Here is a 19,241-nt window from a genome sequence, read left to right on the forward strand (position 1 = left end):
TTACAACAAGGGCGGCCCGACCTGCCCGTGCAACCTCGTCCCCCTCTGCCGGCGCCATCACCGCGCCAAGACCCATTCCGCGTGGGACTACGTGATCACCAACCCCGGCCACTACGAGTGGACGAGCCCGACCGGCCTCACCTTCACCGTCGGTCCCGACGGCTAGCCGCGCCCGCCCGGATTCCTGCAAGGTCCGCGCCGCCCGGCGCTCCTACCTGCATGACGCGCACCCGGAAGCTGCTCACCCACCTCGCCACCGCGCTCGCCATCCTGGCCCTCGTGGCGGTGGCGTCCGCGCTGTTCCTCGGCCTGCACCGGGCTGAGCCCGCGACCGAGCCCGCTGCCGTCGTACCGCCGGTCGTGGCCGCGCCGGCCCCGCCGGTCCACGTCACTCCGGCCCCCGCGAAGCGGGTCGCCGCGCCGACCCGGATCGAGGTGCCGGCGATCGGCGTCGACGAGAAGCTGACCGGTCGCGGTCTCAAGGCCGACGGCTCGCTCGACACCCCGGACTTCGGGAAGGCCGCGTGGTATTCCCCCGGCCCGCGGCCCGGCGAGCCCGGCGGTGCGGTCGTCGTCGCCCACGTCCACGGCCCCGACGGTCCCGACGTCTTCTGGGACCTCGCCACCCTGCGCCCCGGCGACACCATCCGCGTCCACCGTCCCGGCGCGGTCGCGACCTTCGTCGTCGACAGGGTCGAGGACGTCCCGAAGGAGCAGCTCCCGTACGACCGGATCTGGCCGGACACCGGGCGGTCGCTGCTGCGGCTCATCACGTGCGGCGGGCAGCGGACCGCGGCCGGGTACCCGGACAACACGATCGTCTTCGCCCATCTGGTCGGCACGGCGAACTAGCCTCGCTGCGTGAGCGCAGCCACCGACTACTACACCGACCTCCTCGAGTCAGCCTTCGACCTCGAGTCGATCTCGATCCTCGTCGCCGCCGGGGCCACCCAGGCCGAGGTGGCCGCGGCCCTGGAGATCGACGTCACGGCCCCGGTGGCCGAGTTCCCGGACGCGGAAGCCGAGGACGGCTCGGCGTACGCCCTGGTGGACGTCGCCGGAGGGGTCCTCGCGGTCGAGCTCAGCGGGTACGCCGACCCGAGCCGGGCCGCCCTCCGCGAGCTGTCGTCCGGCGGGCGGAGCGCAGCCGTCGTGCGCAGCAACATCCAGGCCCACCTGCGCTTCGGCTGCGCGCGGGACGGTGAGCTGCTGTTCGACGACCACGAGTACATGTACGTCGACGACCCGGAGCCGGTGCCAGCCGAGTTGAAGGAGCTCTTCCTGGAGGCGTGGGACGACCTCGAGGCCGAGGAGCCTGAGCCCACGTCCGATGGGTTCGCCGTGGCGCTGGCGATGGCCGAGGTCGTCACCGGCATCCGCCTCACGGCCGCCGACCTGGCGGCCGTTCAGGAGGCGGGGTTCCGGCCCGCTCCATCCCTTCGGTACGTCGAGGGCCTGTCGGCCGAGGAATGAGCGAACGCGTCGCTGCCCAGCACGCCGCCGTCGCCGCCCACTACGACGCCCGCGCGTCCACCTACGACGACAGCGCGATGCACCGCGCCCTCGCGGACGTCGTGGCGGACGCCGTCGGCGAGCCGGGCGGACTGGTGGTCGACGTGGCGACCGGGACCGGCCTCGTGCTGCGGGCGATCGCGGCCCGGCACCCGCAGACGGAGCTGGTCGGCGTCGACCTCTCGCAGGCGATGCTCGCGAGGGCACGCGGGGAGCTCCCACAGGCCCGGCTGGTCCGGGCCGAGGCGACTGCCCTCCCCGTACGGGCGAACGCGGCTGCGGTCGTCACCTGCGTGACGGCGCTGCACCTGCTGCCGGATCCGGAGGCGGCCTTCCTCGACTGGTGCCGCGCGCTCCGTCCCCAGGATGGTCGCCTCGTGACGGCTACCTTCACGGCAGCCGGCGCCTCGGCCCGCCCGGACCTGCCGCAGGGGTTCGAGCGACGCCACGACGCCTACCGGACGCCCGAGCAGGTCCAAGCGGCTGCCGAGGGCTTCCTGCTCGACAGCCACACCACGTGGCGCCACGACGGGACCGGCGACGAGCTGCTGATCTGCGTCCTGCGCCGGACCAGCTGAAGGGCCCGAAAAAGAAAAACAGAAAGTTCCCGAGAAAACCTGCAAGGTCCCGGAGCCCCGGTGCTCCTACTCCCAACGAACGGCACACCGGCCACCAACGGCCAACCAACGGCCGACCGAACTCAGGGAGTAGACATGAACACCACCACCCGCACCGCCCTCCGCCTCCTCATCGCGACCCCGCTGGCCGCGAGCGCGATCGCCTTCGGCGGCGGCGTCGCCCACGCCGACGTCAACCCGAACGGGCCCGTCGTCATCGCACAGCCCGACGCCCCGAAGGGTCCCGGCGACATCGCCAACCCGACGCCCACCCCGCAGCCCGACCCGCCGGCCCCGCAGCCGCAGGGCCCCGGCGACATCGCCCAGCCCGACAAGGGTGACGACCCGAAGCCCCAGCCGAACCCGCAGGGCCCCGGCGACATCAAGAACCCGAACGGCGGCGGCGACCCGGAGCCGAACCCGCACGGCCCCGGCGACATCACCAACCCCGAGGACGGCGACGACCCGAAGCCCGACGGCCCGGACGACATCACCAACCCGGTGGACGGCGACAAGCCCGACCAGCCGGAGGACAACCCCGCCGAGGACGCCGACCTGGACACCGACTTCGGTGACGGTGTGGACGTCGCCAACGGCGGCGGCCTGATCGCCGACACCTCCGACGTCGAGGTCCCGAGCCGGATCGACGCCGGTGCGGCCTCCGCCGACACCCAGGACGAGCAGGGCATGTCCCTGGTCTGGGTGCTGGCCGGTGGCGGTGTGGTCACCGCCGCGGGCTCGGTGCTCGCACGGCAGCGCCTCGCTCGCCGTACCCGCTGACCTGCTCCCTCCCCCTTCGGGTCGAGGAGTGGGGTCTCGACCCGAGAATGTACGACGGCCGCCCGGTCTGACCGGGCGGCCGTCGTCGCATCTCGGAACGATCAGCGCAGCTCGAAGCTGATGCCGGCCCGCTGCAGCCGGGCGAGGAGCGCCTCGCCCATCGCGGTCGCCGTCGTGACCTGGCCCGAGACGTTCGGGTTCTCGTCGAGCGCCAGGCAGATCGCCGACTCCGCCAGCATCTTCGCGGTCTCGGTGTAGCCCGGGTCGCCGCCGGAGACGCGGGTGTGTACCTTCGCGGAGCCCGACTCGGCGACGAAGTCGACGGTGAACCACGACCTCTCGCGGCGCCCCTCCGACGGCCCCTGGCCCTGCGGCACCCGCTTGAGCAGCGCGTTGCGCACCGGCGGGACCTGCGAGGCCAGCGTCAGGCCGGTCACGCCGAGGGCGCCGCCGGCGGCGTACCGGATCGTCTTGGTGCCGGCGTAGTGGGAGTACGTGAACGCCGGCCCGTACGCCGGCAGCGCCGCCCCGCTGCGCGCGACGACGAACGGGTCGATGGTCGGCAGCGGCAGCAGCCAGTAGCCCAGCTCGCTGTCACGGCGCGGCTTGCCGACCGAGGCGCGCGAGCGTCGGCCCTCGGGGCGCGGCTCCATCTTGCGGCGGGCGCTCGAGGCCTCCTTCATCTGCCGCGCGCGCGAGAACGCGGTCAGCGCGGAGTGGAAGGTGCCGCCCGAGAAGGTGGCGTTGGAGCGGACCACGCCGCGCATCGTGACCGGGCCGTCGATCTCGCCGCCGAGCTCGCGGGCCAGCTCACGGATCGTGAAGTAGGCGCCGAGGTCGTGCGGGATCGAGTCGAAGCCGCAGGAGTGCACCAGCCGGGCACCGGAGCCCTCGGCAGCGGCGTTGTGCTCGACGTAGGTCCGGTCGACGAACTCGGGCTCGCCCGTCAGGTCGACGTAGTCGGTGCCGGCGACGGCGCACGCGGCGACGAGCGGGCCGCCGTACTCGATGTAGGGGCCGACGGTCGTGGCGACGACCTTGGTCGTGCGGACGACCTCCGCGAGCGCGTCGGTGTCCTCGGCGTCGGCGACCAGCAGTGGCAGGTCGGCCAGGGCCGGGTTGGTGCCGGCCAGCCGGCTCCGGACGGCCTCGAGCTTCTGCTCGTTGCGCCCGGCGATCGCCCAGCGCAGGTCGGGGCCGCCGTGGGCGGCGAGGTAGTCGGCGGTCAGGCCCCCGGTGAAGCCGGTGGCACCGAAGAGGACGACGTCGTACGGACGGGAGCTGTCAGCCATGCTCGCGAGTCTTTCATTGCCGATGGAACCGAGCGCAAGCCTCGCCCCGTCATAGGTTCAGCAAGTTGCACCCGAGGACCGGAGCACCCGTGGATCCAGAGAACGAGTCGGCGTACGCCGACTACGTCGAGCAGAGCTGGCCGTCGCTGGTCCGCGCCGCCGTCTTCCTCGGCGCCCGTCCCGACGAGGCCGAGGACCTGGCGCAGACGACGCTGGTGCGCTGCTACACCGGCTGGGGCCGGGTCAGCAGCGCGGACAACCGGGACGCCTACGTCTACCGGATGCTCCTCAACTGCCTGCGCGACACCCGTCGCACCCGGTGGTGGAAGGACCGGCAGTACGACGCCGCCGAGGCCCTCGACCGTCCCGCCACCGGCCGCGGGTCCGACGCCGCCGAGCGGGTCGCGATCGCCGACGCCGTGCACCGCGCACTCGGCTCGCTGACCAAGCCCAACCGGGACGTGGTGGTGCTGCGGTACTTCGTGCAGCTCACCGAGAAGCAGACCGCCGAGGCGCTCGGCGTGCCACCCGGCACGGTCAAGAGCCGGCTCTCGCGCGCGCTCGCCCACCTCGCCGCCAACGACCACCTCCTCGACCTGTCCGGAGATGCGAAATGACCGACCTCGAGAACCTCTGGGACGACTACCCGACCGGCAAGCCGCCCGTCACCGCCATCCTCGCCGCGACCGCCGGGGAGCAGCGCCGCCGCCGGCGGATCCTGCTGCGACCGCTGCTCACCGCCGGCGTCGTGACCGGGATCGCCGGAGCCTTCGTGGCCGGCACGCTGGTCGACGGCGGCTCCGGGCCCGGCACCCCGCCCGGCGGCGGGTCCGCACAGCCCGAGCGGGTCGCCTTCCAGGCCGACCTCGAGCCGGCGGCCTCCTGCGACGAGCTCCTGCAGAGCTATGTCGCGCGCGGGAAGAAGCTGGTCACCGCGTGGGGATGGAACGGCGGTCCGGTCTGGTACTCCGCCGACCTGCGGAACCAGCGCGGGGCCCTGAACGCCATCGAGGACGCCCCCGTGCCGGTGGCCGGCCGGCTCGACCGGTCGCTCGCCGCCAAGTCCCTGCGCCCGGCCACCGAAGGCTCCTTCAGCAGCGACACCGGCACCAACGTCCAGGAGGCCGGGGTCGACGAGCCCGACACGGTCAAGACCGACGGCACCCTGCTGGTCGCGGTCCGCGACGGCGACCTGGTCACCTACGACGTCACCGGCTCCTCGACCGAGCAGCTCTCGACCTTCCCGCTGCGCGGCATCGAGGCCCCCGAGATCATGCTGGCCGGCGACACCGTCGTCGCGGTCGGCGCCGACCGCGACGCCGAGCCCGACCACCCCGGCACCCGCGTCCTCACGGTCTCGCTCGCCAGCCCGGGCGAGCCCGAGCTCACCGACGACGTCCGGTACGACGCCGGGGTGCTCTCCGCGCGCCAGCACGGCAGCGCGGTCCGGCTGGTCCTCGAGTCCGGCCTGCCCGACCTCGACTTCGTCGAGCCGAACGACAAGCGGTCCCCCCAGGCCGCCCTGCGCAGGAACCGTGCGCTGGTCGCGAAGTCCACGATCGAGGACTGGCTGCCGAGCATCACCACCGACGACGACGCGAGCCGGCCGCTGCTCGACTGCACCGACGTCGCCGTGCCGTCGGACGAGCTGGCCCTCGACACCACCAGCGTCGTCGGCTTCGACGCCTCGAAGCCAGCCACCGTCGACGCGATCGGCTTGGCCGGCCACACCGGGATCGCCTACGAGTCGGACGACCACCTCTACCTCGCCACGCAGGCCGGCTGGGGCGGCGGCTGCGTGCGCTGCCTGATCGACAGCGGCAGCCCGACCGGGTTCGGACCGGCGGGCGGCTCGTCGTACCTCTTCGACTTCGCGCTCGACGGCACCGCCGCGACCCACGTGGCGTCCGGCGAGGTCGAGGGCGCGATCCGCGACCGCTGGTCGATCGACGAGGCCGGCGGCGTGCTCCGCGTCGCGGTCGGACCCACCAGCGAGACCGGCAACTTCAACTCGGTCGTCACCTTCGAGCGCCGCGGCAAGCAGCTCGTCGAGCACGGCCGTCTCGACCGCCTCGGCCGCAACGAGGACATCCAGTCGGTGCGGTGGTTCGACGACCTGGCGATCCTGGTGACCTTCCGCCAGGTGGACCCGATGTACGCGGTCGACCTGACCGACACCAGCCGACCGCGGCTGCTCGGCAAGCTCAAGATCCCGGGCTTCTCGTCGTACCTCCACCCGCTGGGCAACCTGCGGATGATCGGCGTCGGCGAGGGCCCGAGCAGCAGGGGCTGGGGCGCGCAGGTCGGGCTGTTCAACGTGCGCGACGTGACCCGGGTGCGCCGCCTCGACGTGCACAGCTACGGCGGCGGCTTCCAGGCGCTCGCCGGGGCCGACCCGCGCTCGTTCACGTGGTTGCCCGACAAGCGGACCGTGATCACCGTCCTCGAGCGGTGGACCGGTGAGCGCCGCGTCGGCTACGTCTCGGTCCTCCACGTCAAGGACAGCCGGCTGCACCAGCGCCTGGTCCAGGTGGAGTACGGCGACGACGTGGACCGCGTGCGCACCGTCCCCCTGCCGGACGGTCGGGTCGTGCTGGTCACCGGCGACAAGGCGCAGTTCTTCGAGCTCCCCTGACGGCTCGGCGCGCGGCGTACCGTTGGAGCCATGTGCCGCAACATCCGCCCGCTCAACAACTTCGAGCCGCCGGCGACCAGCTCCGAGGTGTCCGCAGCCGCGCTGCAGTTCGTGCGCAAGGTCAGCGGGACCACCAAGCCCAGCCAGGCCAACCAGGCGGCGTTCGACCGCGCGGTCCACGAGATCGCGCACATCACCCAGCACCTGCTCGACGAACTGGTGACCACCGCACCGCCGAAGAACCGCGAGGTCGAGGCCGAGAAGGCGCGCGAGCGCGCCCGGGTGCGCTACGGCGCATGACCCTCGTCGACACGACCGACCCCGCGCTGGCGCGCTGCGCGACCGGTCCCCTCGTGGTGCTGACCGGCGCCGGCCTGTCGACCGACTCGGGCATCCCCGACTACCGCGGCCCCGGCGCCCCCGCCCGGATGCCGATGACCTACCAGGAGTTCGTGTCCGGACCTGCCGCGCAGCAGCGGTACTGGGCGCGCAGCCACCTCGGCTGGTCCCGCATGCGCCGGGCCGACCCGAACGCCGGCCACCGCGCGGTCGCCGTGCTCGGTGCCGACCTCGTCATCACCCAGAACGTCGACGGACTCCACGAGGCGGCCGGCACCCCGCACACCGTCGCCCTGCACGGCCGGATCTCCGACGTGGTCTGCCTCGGCTGCCGTCGTACGACGGCCCGGGCCGCGCTCCAGCAGCGCCTCGAGGAGGCCAACCCCGGCTGGGCCGCCGCGCACGCCGACGTGGCGGTGCGACCCGACGGCGACGTGGACCTCGAGGACACGGCCGGCTTCGTCGTCCCCGCGTGCGAGGACTGCGGTGGCGCGCTCAAGCCCGACGTCGTGTTCTTCGGCGAGAACGTCCCCAAGCCTCGGGTCGAGCGCTGCTACGCCGCCGTCGACGCGCTCGCCGGCACCGGCGGCTCGCTGCTGGTCGCCGGGTCGAGCCTGACCGTGATGAGCGGGCTGCGGTTCGTCCGCCGTGCGGCCCACCGCGGCACGCCCGTCGTGATCGTCAACCGCGGCACCACCCGCGGCGACGAGCTGGCGACCCACAAGGTCGACGCCGGGACGAGCGAGTGGCTGACGGCGCTGGCGGGCCTCAGAGCTTCTTGACGAAGATGTGGTCGGCCGCCTCGGGGAAGATCTCGGCGGTCTCGCCACCGGAGCCGACCAGCACGCCGTCGGCGGTGGCCTGGATGGTGATCGTCTTGTCGGGCAGCGCGCCGACGCGACGCATGGCGCTCATCAGCGCCTCGTCCTTCTGCATCTCCTCGGAGATGCGGCGCACGAGCGCCCGCGAGCTGTCCTTCGTCGCAGCCTGCGAGAGCGGCTCGACGTCGGTCATGAAGTTCTCGCCGAGCTTCTCCTCGCCGAGCTCGTCGAGGCCCGGGATCGGGTTGCCGTACGGCGACTCGGTCGGGTGGTCGAGCAGCTCGAGCAGGCGACGCTCGACGGACTCCGACATCACGTGCTCCCAGCGGCACGCCTCCTCGTGGACCTGCTCCCAGTCGAGGCCGATCACGTCGACGAGCAGGCGCTCGGCGAGGCGGTGCTTGCGCATGACGCGGGTCGCGAGGCGGCGGCCGTCGTCGGTCAGCTCGAGGTGGCGGTCGCCCTCGACGGTCAGCAGGCCGTCGCGCTCCATGCGGGCAACCGTCTGCGACACCGTGGGACCGCTCTGGTGCAGACGCTCGGCGATGCGGGCGCGCAGCGGGACGATGCCCTCCTCGATCAGCTCGTAGATCGTGCGGAGGTACATCTCGGTGGTGTCGATCAGGTCGCTCACCGGACCATTCTTACCTATCCGACTGGCAGGCTTGGGATCGTGACCAGCCTGACGATCCCCCACCGCTTCAACGGTCCGCCGCGTTCCGGCAACGGCGGCTGGGTCTCCGGCGCGCTCGCCGCGCGGCTGCCCGGCCAGGGCATCGGCCGGGCGGTGACGGTCACCCTGCGGATGCCGCCGCCGCTCGAGGTGCCGCTGCCCGTCACGGCGACGGCGGCAGGCGCGGTGCTCACCCACGACGGGCGGCCGGTGGCCGAGGCGTCGTACGCCGGCCTCGCGCCGACCCCCGTCGCCCCCGTCCCGGTGAAGCGGGCGGCCGAGGCCGAGGCGTCGTACGCCGGCCACCGGGTGCACCCGTTCCCCACCTGCTTCGTGTGCGGCCCCGACCGGCGTCCGGGTGACGGCCTGCGGATCTTCCCCGGGCCGGTCGGCGACCGCGAGCACGTCGCGGCCACGTGGACGCCCTACGAGAGCTCGGTCCCGCTCGCCTGGGCCGCCCTCGACTGCCCGGGCGGCTGGTCGTCGGACCTCGAGGGCCGCCCGTCGGTGCTGGGCCGGATCACCGTGGAGGTCCGCCGCGTGCCCCGCACCTCCGAGCGCTACGTCGTGGTCGGCGAGCAGCGCCTCGTCGAGGGCCGCAAGACCCTCACCGCCGCCACCCTCTACGGGCCGGGCGACGACGTCGTCGCCACGGCCGAGCACGTATGGATCGCCATCGACCCCGAGGAGTTCCGATGAGCAACACCCACAAGTGGTGGTACGACGCCGTCGTCTACCAGGTCTACGTCCGCAGCTTCGCCGACGGAGAGCCCGTCCCGGGCGACGGCATCGGCGACCTGCCCGGCATCACCGCCCGCCTGCCCCACCTGCGCGACCTCGGCGTCGACGCCCTGTGGATCACGCCGTTCTACCGCTCGCCCCAGAAGGACCACGGCTACGACGTCGCCGACTACGAGGACGTCGACCCCCTGTTCGGCGAGCTCGCCGACTTCGACGCCCTGCTGGCGCGGGCCCACGAGCTCGGGCTGCGGGTGATCGTCGACCTGGTGCCCAACCACACCTCCGACCAGCACGTCTGGTTCCGGGCGGCGCTCGCCGCGGAGCCGGGCTCGCCCGAGCGCGCGCGCTACCTGTTCCGCGACGGCCGTGGGCCCGCTGGCGACGAGCCTCCCAACAACTGGAGCTCGGTCTTCGGAGGCTCGGCGTGGACCCGGGTGGCCGACGGCCAGTGGTACCTCCACCTCTTCGACAGCACCCAGCCCGACCTCGACTGGCGCAACCCGGAGGTCGGCGACATGTTCGAGGGCGTGCTGCGGTTCTGGCTGGACCGCGGGGTCGACGGCTTCCGCGTCGACGTCGCCCACGGGCTCTACAAGGAGGCCTCGCTGCGCGACCAGGTCATCCCCGAGGAGACCAAGGGGAGGAAGAAGCAGGCCGAGTCGATGGTCGAGCGGGTGCTGCGCGACGAGCCGATGTGGGAGCAGCCCGAGGTCCACGACGTCTACCGCCGTTGGCGCAAGGTCCTCGAGGAGTACGACGGCGACCGGATGGCCGTCGCCGAGGCGTGGACCCAGACCGCCGAGTCGATGGCGCAGTTCATCCGCCCCGACGAGCTCCACCAGGCCTTCAACTTCGGCTGGCTCGGCACCCCGTGGTCCGCGAAGGACTTCGCCGCCGTCATCACCAGCTCCATCGCCGCCGTCGCGACCGCGGCCGCGGCACCCACCTGGGTGCTCTCGAACCACGACGTGGTCCGCCACCCCACCCGGTACGGCGGCGGCGAGGTCGGCCTCGCCCGCGGCCGCGCCGCCACCCTCGCCATGCTCGCCCTGCCCGGCTCGGCCTACCTCTACCAGGGCGAGGAGCTCGGCCTTGAGCAGGTCGACGTGCCGCCCGAGGCCCGGCAGGACCCGTCGTGGTTCCGCACCGGCCAGCCGGGGCGCGACGGCTGCCGGGTGCCGCTCCCGTGGTCGGGCTCGGCGCCGCCGTACGGCTTCGGGGGTGCGGACGGCACCCAGCCGTGGATCCCGCAGCCGACCGACTGGGGCGGGCTCACGGTCGAGGCGCAGGAGGCCGACCCCGACTCGACGCTGGCGTTCTACCGTCGCGCGCTCGCCACCCGGCGCACCGTGTTCACGGGGGCCGAGGAGGCCACCACCGCGGAGGCGGACGGCGACCTGCTCGTCGTCCGACGGGCGGGGGTGACGGTGGTGGTCAACACCGGTGACCTGCCGGTCCCCCTGCCCGCCGGCGAGGTGCTGATCAGCAGCACGGCGGTGTCCGACGACGGGATGCTCCCGCCCGACACCGCCGTCTGGCTGCGCTGAACAACGGGTACTCGCCGCGCCGCCCGCCGTTTCTGGACGGAGGAGCGAGCGAGGAACGAGCGAGCGGGGGAGGAAGAAACGGCGCTTGCAGGCGGCGCGGCATGCGAGCGAAGCGAGCCGAAACGGCTCAGTCGCCCGGCTCGTTGAGCGCCTCGTTGTAGCGCCGCAGGGAGGCCGTGAACGCGGCCATCTCCTCCGCCGACCAGTCACCGAGCCGGTCGGCGAGGTGCTGGCGGCGGTCGTCGGCGACCTGCTCGAGCCGCTGGACCGCGTCCTCGCTCGCGGTGAGCAGGGTGGCGCGGCCGTCCTCCGGGTCGGGCGAGCGGTCGAGCAGGCCGAGGTCGATCAGGTGCTGGACCTGCCGGCTGATCGCGCCCTTGTCGATGTCGAAGACCTGGCCGATGGCCGAGGCCCGCACCGGTCCGTTGTCGCGGACGTAGCTCAGCATCAGGTACGACGCCGGGAGCAGCTCCGGGTGCACGGCCCGCGCGCGCTCGCCGATCACGCGGCGGATCCGGCGGATCAGCACGCCGACCTCGGACTCGAGCTCGCGCATCGCATCGGCGCGGGAGGTCGTGACGGTCATCGCCGGTCCCCGACCCGCGTGTCCTCGTCCTCGGCGTCGTAGGCCGGGTAGTCGACCGGGGTGCCGGTGGCGACGACCCCGGCCTCGATCTCCGAGTCCGTCACCGCGGGACCGTTGCTGGTGCGCAGCGGGACCTCCTTGATGAACAGGATGCAGAGGAAGGCGACGATCGCGAAGGGCACCGCGACGGTGAACAGGTGACCGACCGCGTCGCCGAAGGAGGCCTCGTAGAGCGCCCGGATCGGGGCGGGCAGGGTGGCCAGGTTCGGGATGTCGCCGGTCGAGTGCTGCATCTCGGCGAGCTGCTCGGGCGTGACCTTGCCGGACGAGACCAGCGCACCCAGGCCGTCCTTGACGCTGCTGGTGACCTGGTGGGCGAGCACCGCGCCGAGCGCGGCGACACCGGCGGAGCCACCGATCGAGCGGAACATCGCGACGACCGAGCTGGCGGCACCGAGGTCCTCGGGCGCGGTGTTGTTCTGCACCGAGAGGACCAGGTTCTGCATGGTGGCGCCGAGGCCGATGCCGGTGAGGGCCATGAAGCCGCCGACGACCCACAGCGGGGTCTCCGCGTCGATCGTGCCGAGCAGCGCGATGCCGGCGATCACGAACAGCATGCCGCCGACCAACCACCGCTTCCACAGTCCGGTGCGGGTGATGATCCGGCCGCTGACGATGCTGGAGACGAGGAGTCCGCCGACCATCGCGATCGACATCAGGCCGGCCTCGGTGGGGCTCATGCCGCGGGCGAGCTGGAAGTACTGGCTCAGGTAGACGGTGGCGCCGAACATCGCGACACCGATCATCACCGACGCGGCGGTGGCCAGCGCGGTGGTGCGGTCGCGGAAGAGGCGCAGCGGGATGACCGGCTCGGCGGCGACGCGGGCCTCGACCCAGAGGGCACCGAGGATGAGGACCAGGCTGGCGGCGACGAGCGCGGCCGACGTACCGGACACCCAGTCGAAGTTGGTGCCGGCGAGGCTGACCCACACCAGGATCAGGCTGATGCCGGCCATGATCAGGGTGGCGCCGAGGTAGTCGATCTTCACGTCGCGCTTGATCGTCGGCAGGTGCAGGGTCTTCTGCAGGACGACGAAGGCGATCGCGGCGACCGGGATGCCGATGATGAAGCAGCCGCGCCAGCCCAGCGGGCTGTCGACGACGAGGCCGCCGAGGAGCGGGCCGCTGACGGTCGCGGTGGCGAAGACGGCGCCGATGTAGCCGCTGTAGCGGCCGCGCTCGCGCGGGGAGACCATCGAGGCGATGACGACCTGGACCAGTGCGGTCAGGCCACCGACGCCGAGGCCCTGGAAGGCGCGGGCACCGATCAGGACGCCCATGTTCGGCGCGACGGCGGCGACGACGGAGCCGATCGAGAAGATGACCAGCGCGGCCTGGACGAGCAGCTTCTTGCTGAACAGGTCGGCGAGCTTGCCCCAGATCGGGGTGGTGGCGGTCATGGTGAGCAGGGTGGCGACGACGACCCACGTGTAGCCGGTCTGGCTGCCGTGCAGGTCGGTGACGATGGCGGGCAGCGCGTTGCTGACCACGGTGCTGGAGAGCATGGCGACGAACATCGCCAGGAGGAGCCCGGTCAGGGCCTCCATGATCTCGCGGTGGGTCATCTGACCCGGTTCGGCGGTAGCCGGTGGAATGGTTGACATGGATCAACCATATTCCTAATGGTTGACGACGGCAACTTTCTGTGACGTGACAGACAGCCTCGGCCCCGAGGTCAGCGTCGGCGCAACCCCGCGAGCGCCGGACGTACGTCGGCGAGGTAGACCAGCGCGGCGATCGTCATGATCAGGTTGACCAGCCCGATCGGCACCGGCACGAGCTGCAGCAGCAGGCCGACGCCGAGCAGCGCGCACCAGGTCGTCTTGTTGAGCTTGCCGGCGGCGTCGTAGGACTCCGAGGAGTAGAGCAGTGCGTTGACCAGCGCGAAGATCTTCACGGCGAGCAGCACGAAGGAGATGCCGAGCATGATCCAGAGCTCGGCCTCGCTCGCCGGCGGAACGAAGACCGCGTCCATGCCAGCGAGGATAGCCGGGCGGGCCCCGGGAACGACCACGACCCCGAGGCAGCGCCTCGGGGTCGTGGTGCGGGAGCGGGCCTGCTCAGCTGGCGGCCGGCGCCTTCTTGGCCGGGGCCTTCTTGGCGGCGGGGGCCTTCTTGGCCGGAGCCTTCTTCGCGGGGGCCTTCTTGGCCGGGGCCTTCTTGGCGGCCGGGGCCTTCTTGGCCGGAGCCTTGGGGGCCTCGCCGGAGCGGAGCTTCACGACGACGCCCTCACCGCGCTTGGCGAGGTCGGCGTACAGCGCGGTGGCGGTGGCGACGTTCTCGTCGTACGCGCCCTTGACCGAGCTCTGCACCTTGGCCGGGAGGGCCTTGGCGTCGGCCTGCAGCTCGGCGAGCTTGGCCTCGGCCTTGCCCTGGAGCGACTTGGTCTCGGGGAGCTCGAAGCCCTTCACGGAGCTCTGCACGCTGGCGACGCGGGCGGTGACGTCCTTCTGGACCTCGGTCACGCGAGCGGTCACCTTGGCCTGCACGTCGGCGACGTAGGCGACGACCTTCTCGACGGCCAGGTCGGTCGCGCCGACACCGGCGTAGATCGGCTTGGCGGCGGCCTGGGGCAGCTCGGGGAGGTCGATCGCCTTGAGGTCGATCGAGGGGATCTCGAGCTTGGGGATCTCGAGCTTGGGGAGGTCAAGCTTCGGCATGGTTTCTTACCCTTCGTTGGTGGTGCGGTCGTCGCTGTCGGGATCGATCTCGGTCGTGATCGGAGCGCTGCCCTCGGCGCCGTCGACCGTGTCGGCACCCTCGGGTGCGTCGGCGGCGTTCAGCGCGAGGAACGAGGCGTAGACGTCGAGCAGCGACTGCTTCTGCCGCTCGGTGAGGCCGGAGTCGCCCAGGATGGCGAGCTCGACCGAACCGCCCACGCCGTCATCCGGGCTGAGGATCCCGGCCCGGATGTAGAGCTGCTCCGCGGAGATCCGAAGGGCCTTGGCGATCTGCTGGAGCACCTCGGCCGACGGCTTGCGAAGCCCTCGCTCGATCTGGCTGAGATAGGGGTTCGAGACACCCGCCTGGTCAGCGAGCTGCCGCAGGGAGAGACGGGACGAGACCCGCTGCTCCTTGAGGTAGTCGCCCAGCGACCCGACGGTCTTCACGACCTTTCCCTTAGCCATGGGACCATCTTGCTTGCAATAGTTAGCAAGGTGCAAGCAGCCAGCTAGTGAAGTCGTTCACATGAGCCGGGTTACGGCTCGGGCGCCTCCACGTGACAGGTTCCACCTACCAGTCTTGAAATGGGATCGACTCACTCGACTCTGTACGATCGCGAACGTGTCGAGTCCCTCCGTGCCGCAGCACTGCCCGAGCCCGCGGGAGCTCGACGACCTCGAGCTGCTGACGTCCGGTGCCGCCGGCCCCATCGTGGCCTTCAACGAGCCCGGCAGCCCGATCACGCTCGCGCTGCCGGAGGCCCTCGAGACGCACCTCGACGAGGGTCACCCGATCGAGCTCGTCGACCCCGAGGGCCTCCCCCTCGCCCGCGTCGAGCGCACCCTGCGCGGACTGAGCGTGGAGCCGCTCACCCACGCGCAGTTCGGCCCCTTCCGCAACCTGCACGTCCCGCCCGACACCGCCCGGGAGCGGTACGCCGGCCGGACCGTCGTCCCCGTGACGGACCTGGTCACCGACACCCAGCTCGCCCAGCTCCAGGAGCTCGGCCCGGTGCTGCTGGCCGCCCTCGTCGGGGCGGGTACACCGGCCGTGAGCCCGGTCGGACTGCTCCGCGCGACCGTGCGGGTCGCCGGCATGCTCGACGCCGAGGTGGTCGCGATCCCGCTGACCGACCACGGCTCCGACACCGACGCCGCGCTGCGCCAGTCGGTGCTCGCCTGGTACGCCGGCGCCGACGACCTCGTCGAGCTCGAGCCCGGCGGCACCACCCTCCCCGAGCTGGCCGACATCGCCGCCCAGGAGCGGCCCGCGCCGGCCGACCAGGGCCTGGTCCTCTTCTTCACCGGCCTGTCCGGCAGCGGCAAGTCCACGCTGGCCCGGGCACTGATGGACCGGATCCTCGAGCAGGGCGCGCGGACCATCACCAGCCTCGACGGCGACGTCGTGCGCCGCAACCTGTCGGCCGGCCTCACCTTCTCCAAGGCGGACCGCGAGACCAACATCCGCCGCATCGGCTGGGTGGCCGCGGAGATCGCCCGCCACGGCGGCGTCGCGATCTGCAGCCCGATCGCGCCCTTCGACGAGACCCGCCAGCAGGTGCGGGCGATGGTCGAGCAGGCCGGCGGCCGGTTCTTCCTGGTCCACGTCGCCACGCCGCTCGAGGAGTGCGAGCGCCGCGACCGCAAGGGGCTCTACGCGAAGGCCCGGCGCGGCGAGATCCCCGAGTTCACGGGCATCTCGTCGCCGTACGAGGAGCCGGAGGACGCCGACGTCCGGGTCGACACGACCGGGCGCACCATCGAGGAAGCGCTCGACGACGTGGTCGCCGGGCTCGTCGCGGACGGGTTGATGGACCTGTCCACCCCGGCCGTGCCGACGACGGCGAAGGCGAGCGCCAGCGCGCCGCGCACCTCGGCCACCCGCGCGCTGGCCGACACCGCTGCACCGCCGGCCTCCACCGACGGGAACCCGCTGCGGGTGCTCTTCGTCTGCACCGCGAACATCTGCCGCTCTCCCTACATGGAGCTGCGGGCGCGCACCCTGCTCGCCGGCCGCACCGACGTCGAGTTCATCAGCGCCGGCACCCACGGCTTCCGCGCCCACCGGGTCGACGCGACCATGGCCACCGTGCTCGCCGACCGGGGCGTCGACGACGACCTCGTCGAGCAGTTCGCGAGCCGACGGCTGACCCGCGAGCTGGTCAACGAGGCCGACCTGGTGCTGACCGCGGAGGCGTCGCACCGCGAGTTCGTGCTGGAGGAGGCGCCGGGCGCCTTCCGGAAGGCCTTCACCCTCGGCCAGTTCGCCGAGTCCGTCGGGCGGGTCGACGCCTCGCTGACCGGCACCTCGCTCGTCACCGCCGTCGGCCACCGCCGGGCCGGTGCGGTCGACGCGCACGACATCCGCGACCCCTACCGCCGCGGCCGCTCGGCCGCAGAGGCCTCGGCCGACCAGATCGACGCCCTGCTGCAGGCGGTCCTGCCGCGGCTGAGCCCTTCCGAGACAGGCAACCACCGATGAACGAGTGGATCACCCTCACCGCGCTCTCCATCGCGGCCGCCGGCTTCCTCGTCGGCATCGTCGTCGGCCTGACCGGCATGGGCGGCGGCGCGCTGATGACGCCCGCCCTGATCTTCCTGGGCGTGGGCCACACCGCGTCGATCGTGACCGCCGACCTGACCGCGGCCGCGATCTACAAGACCGGTGGCGCCATCACGCACGCCCGTGAGGGCTCCCCCAACCTGCGCCTGGCCGGCTGGTTGATCCTCGGCTCGGTGCCCATGGCCTTCATCGGCCCGTGGCTGGTCAACGCGGTCACCGAGGACCCGACCGAACTGGAGAAGACGCTCAAGCTCTGCATCGGCATCGCGCTGCTGTTCGCCGCGTCGACGTACGCCCTGCGGCTCTACATCAACCTGCGCCGGGTCCGCAGCGGCGGCGTGCTGCCCGACGACAACCCGCGCATCCGGCCGGTCCCGACCCTGCTCGTCGGCATGCTCGGCGGCCTGCTCGTCGGCATCACCAGCGTCGGCTCCGGCTCGGTCATCATGATCGCGCTGCTCATGCTCTACCCCGGCCTCTCGGCCGTCCGCCTGGTCGGCACCGACCTGGTCCAGGCCGTGCCGCTGGTGCTCAGCGCCGCGCTCGCGAACATCGCCATCCACGGCCTCGAGTGGGACCTGCTGGTGCCGCTCGTCATCGGCTCCGTGCCGGGCACGCTGCTCGGCTCGCGGATCGCTCCGCGCGTCCCGCAGTCGTTCATCCGCCGCGGCATCGTGATCGTGCTGACGATGTCCGGCACCGCCCTGCTGTTCAAGGCCGGCCTGCACCCGTTCGGCGAGGGCCACGAGACCCTCGAGGCGGTCCTGGTCGCCGTGATCGGCCTGGTCATGCTGCTGCTCGTGCCGCTGGTCTGGGGCGTCCTGCGCCGCCGGCACGGCCTGCCGATGTTCGGCGCCCCGACGGTCAGCGAGATCGAGGCCCTGGGCGCGGACGGCAACCGGCGCGGTCGCCGGTCACCGGCGGCCGAGGGTGTCGGCTCCGACTAGCGGGTCAGCATCCGGTCCGCGTCGAGCCGGAACGACTCGTCGAGGGCGGCGGCTCGCGCGAGTCCCAGGGTGATCGCCGTCGCGGCGGCCACCCAGAGGGCTCCGATTCCGAGCAGTGTGTCCATCTCTCCACGGTAGGCACGTGGTCCGGCACAACCAACCCTCAGAACGGTTGGAAAACCCCGGGACCTTGGTCCCGCGTGTCGACTTGCGTCCCTCCGAGGAACATCAGCCTCAATCCGGCGGATTGAGGCTGCTCAGTCCCGCCCGTAGATGTCGCGGGTGTAGACCTTGTCGGCCACGTCGTCCAGGACGTCGGTACGACGGTTCGCGATGATCACGTCGGCCCTCGCCTTGAACTCGTCGAGGTCCTTGATCACCTTCGAGTTGAAGAAGCGCTTCTGGTCCAGCTCGGGCTCGAAGACGACGACCTTCACGCCGCGCGCCTTGATCCGCTTCATCACGCCCTGCACCGCCGACTCGCGGAAGTTGTCGGAGCCCGCCTTCATCGTCAGCCGGTAGATCCCGACCACCTTGGGCCCGCGACGCAGGACGTCGTCGGCAATGAACTCCTTGCGGGTGGTGTTCGCGTCGACGATCGCGCTGATCAGGTTCTGCGGCACCTGCCGGTAGTTCGCCTGCAGCTGCTTGGTGTCCTTGGGGAGGCAGTAGCCGCCGTACCCGAAGGACGGGTTGTTGTAGTGCCCGCCGATCCGGGGGTCCAGGCCGACGCCCTCGATGATCTGGCGGGTCGCGAGGCCGTGCGTGGCGGCGTAGGTGTCGAGCTCGTTGAAGTACGCGACCCGCAACGCCAGGTAGGTGTTGGCGAAGAGCTTGATCGCCTCGGCCTCGGTGGAGCCGGTGAACAGCACCGGCACGTCGTGGTCCAGCGCCGCCTGCGTGAGCAGCTTGGCGAAGAGGCGCCCGGGCTCGGTGTCGGAGCCGATCACGATCCGCGACGGGTGCAGGTTGTCGTGGAGCGCGCGGCCCTCACGGAGGAACTCGGGGCTGAACAGGATCGATGCGCCGGGGTGCCGGTCGCGCAACGTGTTCGTGTAGCCCACGGGGACGGTCGACTTGACGACGACGGTCGCGGCCGGGTTCGCGGCGAGCGCGTCGGCGGTGACCTTCTCGACGGTGGAGGTGTCGAAGTAGTTGGTCTCGGGGTCGTAGTTGGTGGGCGTCGCGACGACGACGAAGGTCGCGTCGGCGTACGCCTCCTTGCGGTCCCGGGTGGCGTGCAGCGACAGGCCGCCGCGGGCGAGGTGCTCCTCGAGCTCGGCGTCCACGATCGGCGAGCGGCCCTCGTTGACCGCCGCGACACGCTCCGCACTGACGTCCAGCACGGTCACGTCGTTGTACCGCGCCAGCAGCACGGCGTTGGACAGGCCCACGTAGCCCGCCCCGACCACAGTGATCTTCATGCTTCGAGGCTGGGAGCCCGGTCTGAACGGCCCCGGACGCC

At 72.1% G+C, this 19,241-nt stretch carries 21 protein-coding genes; 12 read left to right on the forward strand and 9 right to left on the reverse strand.

The window, feature by feature from the left end; translation table 11 throughout:
• Positions 1-219: 219 nt before the first annotated feature.
• The 4 genes from ASE20_RS14420 to ASE20_RS14435 all read left to right on the forward strand — a co-directional run bounded on the left by ASE20_RS14420 (position 220) and on the right by ASE20_RS14435 (position 2,909).
• Positions 220-852: a sortase domain-bontaining protein gene (locus tag ASE20_RS14420; RefSeq protein ID WP_056895271.1), complete on the forward strand. Its 633-nt coding sequence runs from the start codon at positions 220-222 to the stop codon at positions 850-852.
• 9 nt (positions 853-861) lie between these two features.
• A complete protein-coding gene (locus tag ASE20_RS14425; RefSeq protein ID WP_056895272.1) occupies positions 862-1,473 on the forward strand; it encodes a DUF6461 domain-containing protein in 612 nt (203 codons plus the stop codon).
• Complete coding sequence (locus ASE20_RS14430) at positions 1,470-2,090, forward strand: class I SAM-dependent methyltransferase (RefSeq protein ID WP_056895273.1); 621 nt, start codon at positions 1,470-1,472, stop codon at positions 2,088-2,090. Before ASE20_RS14425 ends, ASE20_RS14430 begins: the two co-directional genes overlap by 4 nt.
• A gap of 135 nt (positions 2,091-2,225) precedes the next feature.
• Complete coding sequence (locus ASE20_RS14435; protein ID WP_056895274.1) at positions 2,226-2,909, forward strand: hypothetical protein; 684 nt, start codon at positions 2,226-2,228, stop codon at positions 2,907-2,909.
• Between the two features lie 101 nt (positions 2,910-3,010).
• Here the strand turns inward: ASE20_RS14435 and ASE20_RS14440 are convergent, their stop codons facing one another.
• Positions 3,011-4,201, reverse strand: a complete 1,191-nt coding sequence (locus tag ASE20_RS14440; RefSeq protein WP_056895275.1) for a saccharopine dehydrogenase family protein — start codon at positions 4,199-4,201, stop codon at positions 3,011-3,013.
• A gap of 89 nt (positions 4,202-4,290) precedes the next feature.
• On the opposite strand from ASE20_RS14440, the gene ASE20_RS14445 reads away from it, so the two are divergent.
• Genes ASE20_RS14445 through ASE20_RS14460 form a run of 4 tightly spaced genes read left to right on the forward strand, consistent with a single transcriptional unit; the run spans position 4,291 to position 7,957 of the window.
• Positions 4,291-4,818: an RNA polymerase sigma factor gene (locus tag ASE20_RS14445; RefSeq protein ID WP_056895276.1), complete on the forward strand. Its 528-nt coding sequence runs from the start codon at positions 4,291-4,293 to the stop codon at positions 4,816-4,818.
• Positions 4,815-6,836, forward strand: a complete 2,022-nt coding sequence (locus tag ASE20_RS14450) for a beta-propeller domain-containing protein (protein ID WP_056895277.1) — start codon at positions 4,815-4,817, stop codon at positions 6,834-6,836. Before ASE20_RS14445 ends, ASE20_RS14450 begins: the two co-directional genes overlap by 4 nt.
• Before the next feature lie 30 nt (positions 6,837-6,866).
• Positions 6,867-7,136, forward strand: coding sequence for a DUF2277 domain-containing protein (locus tag ASE20_RS14455; RefSeq protein WP_056895278.1), 270 nt, complete (start codon positions 6,867-6,869; stop codon positions 7,134-7,136).
• Positions 7,133-7,957 carry a Sir2 family NAD-dependent protein deacetylase gene (locus ASE20_RS14460; protein WP_056895279.1) on the forward strand — a complete coding sequence of 275 codons (825 nt, stop codon included), beginning with the start codon at positions 7,133-7,135 and terminating at the stop codon, positions 7,955-7,957. The genes ASE20_RS14455 and ASE20_RS14460 overlap by 4 nt, the downstream gene beginning before the upstream one ends.
• Here the strand turns inward: ASE20_RS14460 and ASE20_RS14465 are convergent.
• Positions 7,944-8,630: a metal-dependent transcriptional regulator gene (locus tag ASE20_RS14465; RefSeq protein ID WP_056895280.1), complete on the reverse strand. Its 687-nt coding sequence runs from the start codon at positions 8,628-8,630 to the stop codon at positions 7,944-7,946. The two genes, ASE20_RS14460 and ASE20_RS14465, sit on opposite strands and share 14 nt — an antisense overlap.
• 39 nt (positions 8,631-8,669) lie before the next feature.
• Here ASE20_RS14465 and ASE20_RS14470 point away from each other — a divergent pair, with 39 nt between their 5' ends.
• Complete coding sequence (locus ASE20_RS14470; RefSeq protein WP_056895281.1) at positions 8,670-9,368, forward strand: hypothetical protein; 699 nt, start codon at positions 8,670-8,672, stop codon at positions 9,366-9,368.
• Positions 9,365-10,957: a glycoside hydrolase family 13 protein gene (locus ASE20_RS14475; RefSeq protein ID WP_082612438.1), complete on the forward strand. Its 1,593-nt coding sequence runs from the start codon at positions 9,365-9,367 to the stop codon at positions 10,955-10,957. Before ASE20_RS14470 ends, ASE20_RS14475 begins: the two co-directional genes overlap by 4 nt.
• A gap of 127 nt (positions 10,958-11,084) precedes the next feature.
• Here ASE20_RS14475 and ASE20_RS14480 read toward each other — a convergent pair whose 3' ends face one another.
• The 5 genes from ASE20_RS14480 to ASE20_RS14500 form a co-directional block, all read right to left on the reverse strand.
• Complete coding sequence (locus tag ASE20_RS14480; protein WP_056895283.1) at positions 11,085-11,543, reverse strand: MarR family winged helix-turn-helix transcriptional regulator; 459 nt, start codon at positions 11,541-11,543, stop codon at positions 11,085-11,087.
• Positions 11,540-13,207: an MDR family MFS transporter gene (locus ASE20_RS14485; protein ID WP_225869053.1), complete on the reverse strand. Its 1,668-nt coding sequence runs from the start codon at positions 13,205-13,207 to the stop codon at positions 11,540-11,542. The genes ASE20_RS14480 and ASE20_RS14485 overlap by 4 nt, the downstream gene beginning before the upstream one ends.
• Before the next feature lie 71 nt (positions 13,208-13,278).
• Positions 13,279-13,578: a DUF2516 family protein gene (locus ASE20_RS14490; RefSeq protein ID WP_056895284.1), complete on the reverse strand. Its 300-nt coding sequence runs from the start codon at positions 13,576-13,578 to the stop codon at positions 13,279-13,281.
• Between the two features lie 85 nt (positions 13,579-13,663).
• Entirely contained in the window at positions 13,664-14,263 is a 600-nt protein-coding gene (locus tag ASE20_RS24770; protein ID WP_056895285.1) for a hypothetical protein, read from the reverse strand.
• 6 nt (positions 14,264-14,269) lie between these two features.
• Positions 14,270-14,731 (reverse strand): helix-turn-helix domain-containing protein, encoded by a 462-nt coding sequence (locus tag ASE20_RS14500; protein ID WP_056895286.1) that lies wholly within the window; start codon positions 14,729-14,731, stop codon positions 14,270-14,272.
• A 157-nt stretch (positions 14,732-14,888) separates the two neighbouring features.
• Here ASE20_RS14500 and cysC point away from each other — a divergent pair, with 157 nt between their 5' ends.
• On the forward strand, positions 14,889-16,748 hold the full coding sequence (cysC, locus tag ASE20_RS14505) for an adenylyl-sulfate kinase (RefSeq protein ID WP_056895287.1): 1,860 nt from the start codon (positions 14,889-14,891) through the stop codon (positions 16,746-16,748).
• Positions 16,745-17,776 carry a sulfite exporter TauE/SafE family protein gene (locus ASE20_RS14510; RefSeq protein ID WP_082612442.1) on the forward strand — a complete coding sequence of 344 codons (1,032 nt, stop codon included), beginning with the start codon at positions 16,745-16,747 and terminating at the stop codon, positions 17,774-17,776. The genes cysC and ASE20_RS14510 overlap by 4 nt, the downstream gene beginning before the upstream one ends.
• Here ASE20_RS14510 and ASE20_RS25865 read toward each other — a convergent pair.
• On the reverse strand, positions 17,773-17,901 hold the full coding sequence (locus ASE20_RS25865) for a hypothetical protein (protein ID WP_263969872.1): 129 nt from the start codon (positions 17,899-17,901) through the stop codon (positions 17,773-17,775). The two genes, ASE20_RS14510 and ASE20_RS25865, sit on opposite strands and share 4 nt — an antisense overlap.
• A gap of 132 nt (positions 17,902-18,033) precedes the next feature.
• On the reverse strand, positions 18,034-19,200 hold the full coding sequence (locus tag ASE20_RS14515; protein WP_056895288.1) for a nucleotide sugar dehydrogenase: 1,167 nt from the start codon (positions 19,198-19,200) through the stop codon (positions 18,034-18,036).
• Positions 19,201-19,241 lie beyond the last annotated feature (41 nt).

This window comes from Nocardioides sp. Root240 (assembly GCF_001428825.1).
Classification (GTDB): domain Bacteria; phylum Actinomycetota; class Actinomycetes; order Propionibacteriales; family Nocardioidaceae; genus Nocardioides.

Coding starts and splice junctions, on each gene's coding strand:
- ASE20_RS14420 (WP_056895271.1), top strand. CDS start 220: ATGACGCGCACCCGGAAGCTGCTCACCCACCTCGCCACCGCGCTCGCC.
- ASE20_RS14430 (WP_056895273.1), top strand. CDS start 1,470: ATGAGCGAACGCGTCGCTGCCCAGCACGCCGCCGTCGCCGCCCACTAC.
- ASE20_RS14435 (WP_056895274.1), top strand. CDS start 2,226: ATGAACACCACCACCCGCACCGCCCTCCGCCTCCTCATCGCGACCCCG.
- ASE20_RS14440 (WP_056895275.1), bottom strand. CDS start 4,201: ATGGCTGACAGCTCCCGTCCGTACGACGTCGTCCTCTTCGGTGCCACC.
- ASE20_RS14450 (WP_056895277.1), top strand. CDS start 4,815: ATGACCGACCTCGAGAACCTCTGGGACGACTACCCGACCGGCAAGCCG.
- ASE20_RS14455 (WP_056895278.1), top strand. CDS start 6,867: ATGTGCCGCAACATCCGCCCGCTCAACAACTTCGAGCCGCCGGCGACC.
- ASE20_RS14460 (WP_056895279.1), top strand. CDS start 7,133: ATGACCCTCGTCGACACGACCGACCCCGCGCTGGCGCGCTGCGCGACC.
- ASE20_RS14475 (WP_082612438.1), top strand. CDS start 9,365: ATGAGCAACACCCACAAGTGGTGGTACGACGCCGTCGTCTACCAGGTC.
- ASE20_RS14480 (WP_056895283.1), bottom strand. CDS start 11,543: ATGACCGTCACGACCTCCCGCGCCGATGCGATGCGCGAGCTCGAGTCC.
- ASE20_RS14485 (WP_225869053.1), bottom strand. CDS start 13,207: ATGTCAACCATTCCACCGGCTACCGCCGAACCGGGTCAGATGACCCAC.
- ASE20_RS14490 (WP_056895284.1), bottom strand. CDS start 13,578: ATGGACGCGGTCTTCGTTCCGCCGGCGAGCGAGGCCGAGCTCTGGATC.
- ASE20_RS24770 (WP_056895285.1), bottom strand. CDS start 14,263: ATGCCGAAGCTTGACCTCCCCAAGCTCGAGATCCCCAAGCTCGAGATC.
- ASE20_RS14500 (WP_056895286.1), bottom strand. CDS start 14,731: ATGGCTAAGGGAAAGGTCGTGAAGACCGTCGGGTCGCTGGGCGACTAC.
- ASE20_RS14510 (WP_082612442.1), top strand. CDS start 16,745: ATGAACGAGTGGATCACCCTCACCGCGCTCTCCATCGCGGCCGCCGGC.
- ASE20_RS25865 (WP_263969872.1), bottom strand. CDS start 17,901: ATGGACACACTGCTCGGAATCGGAGCCCTCTGGGTGGCCGCCGCGACG.
- ASE20_RS14515 (WP_056895288.1), bottom strand. CDS start 19,200: ATGAAGATCACTGTGGTCGGGGCGGGCTACGTGGGCCTGTCCAACGCC.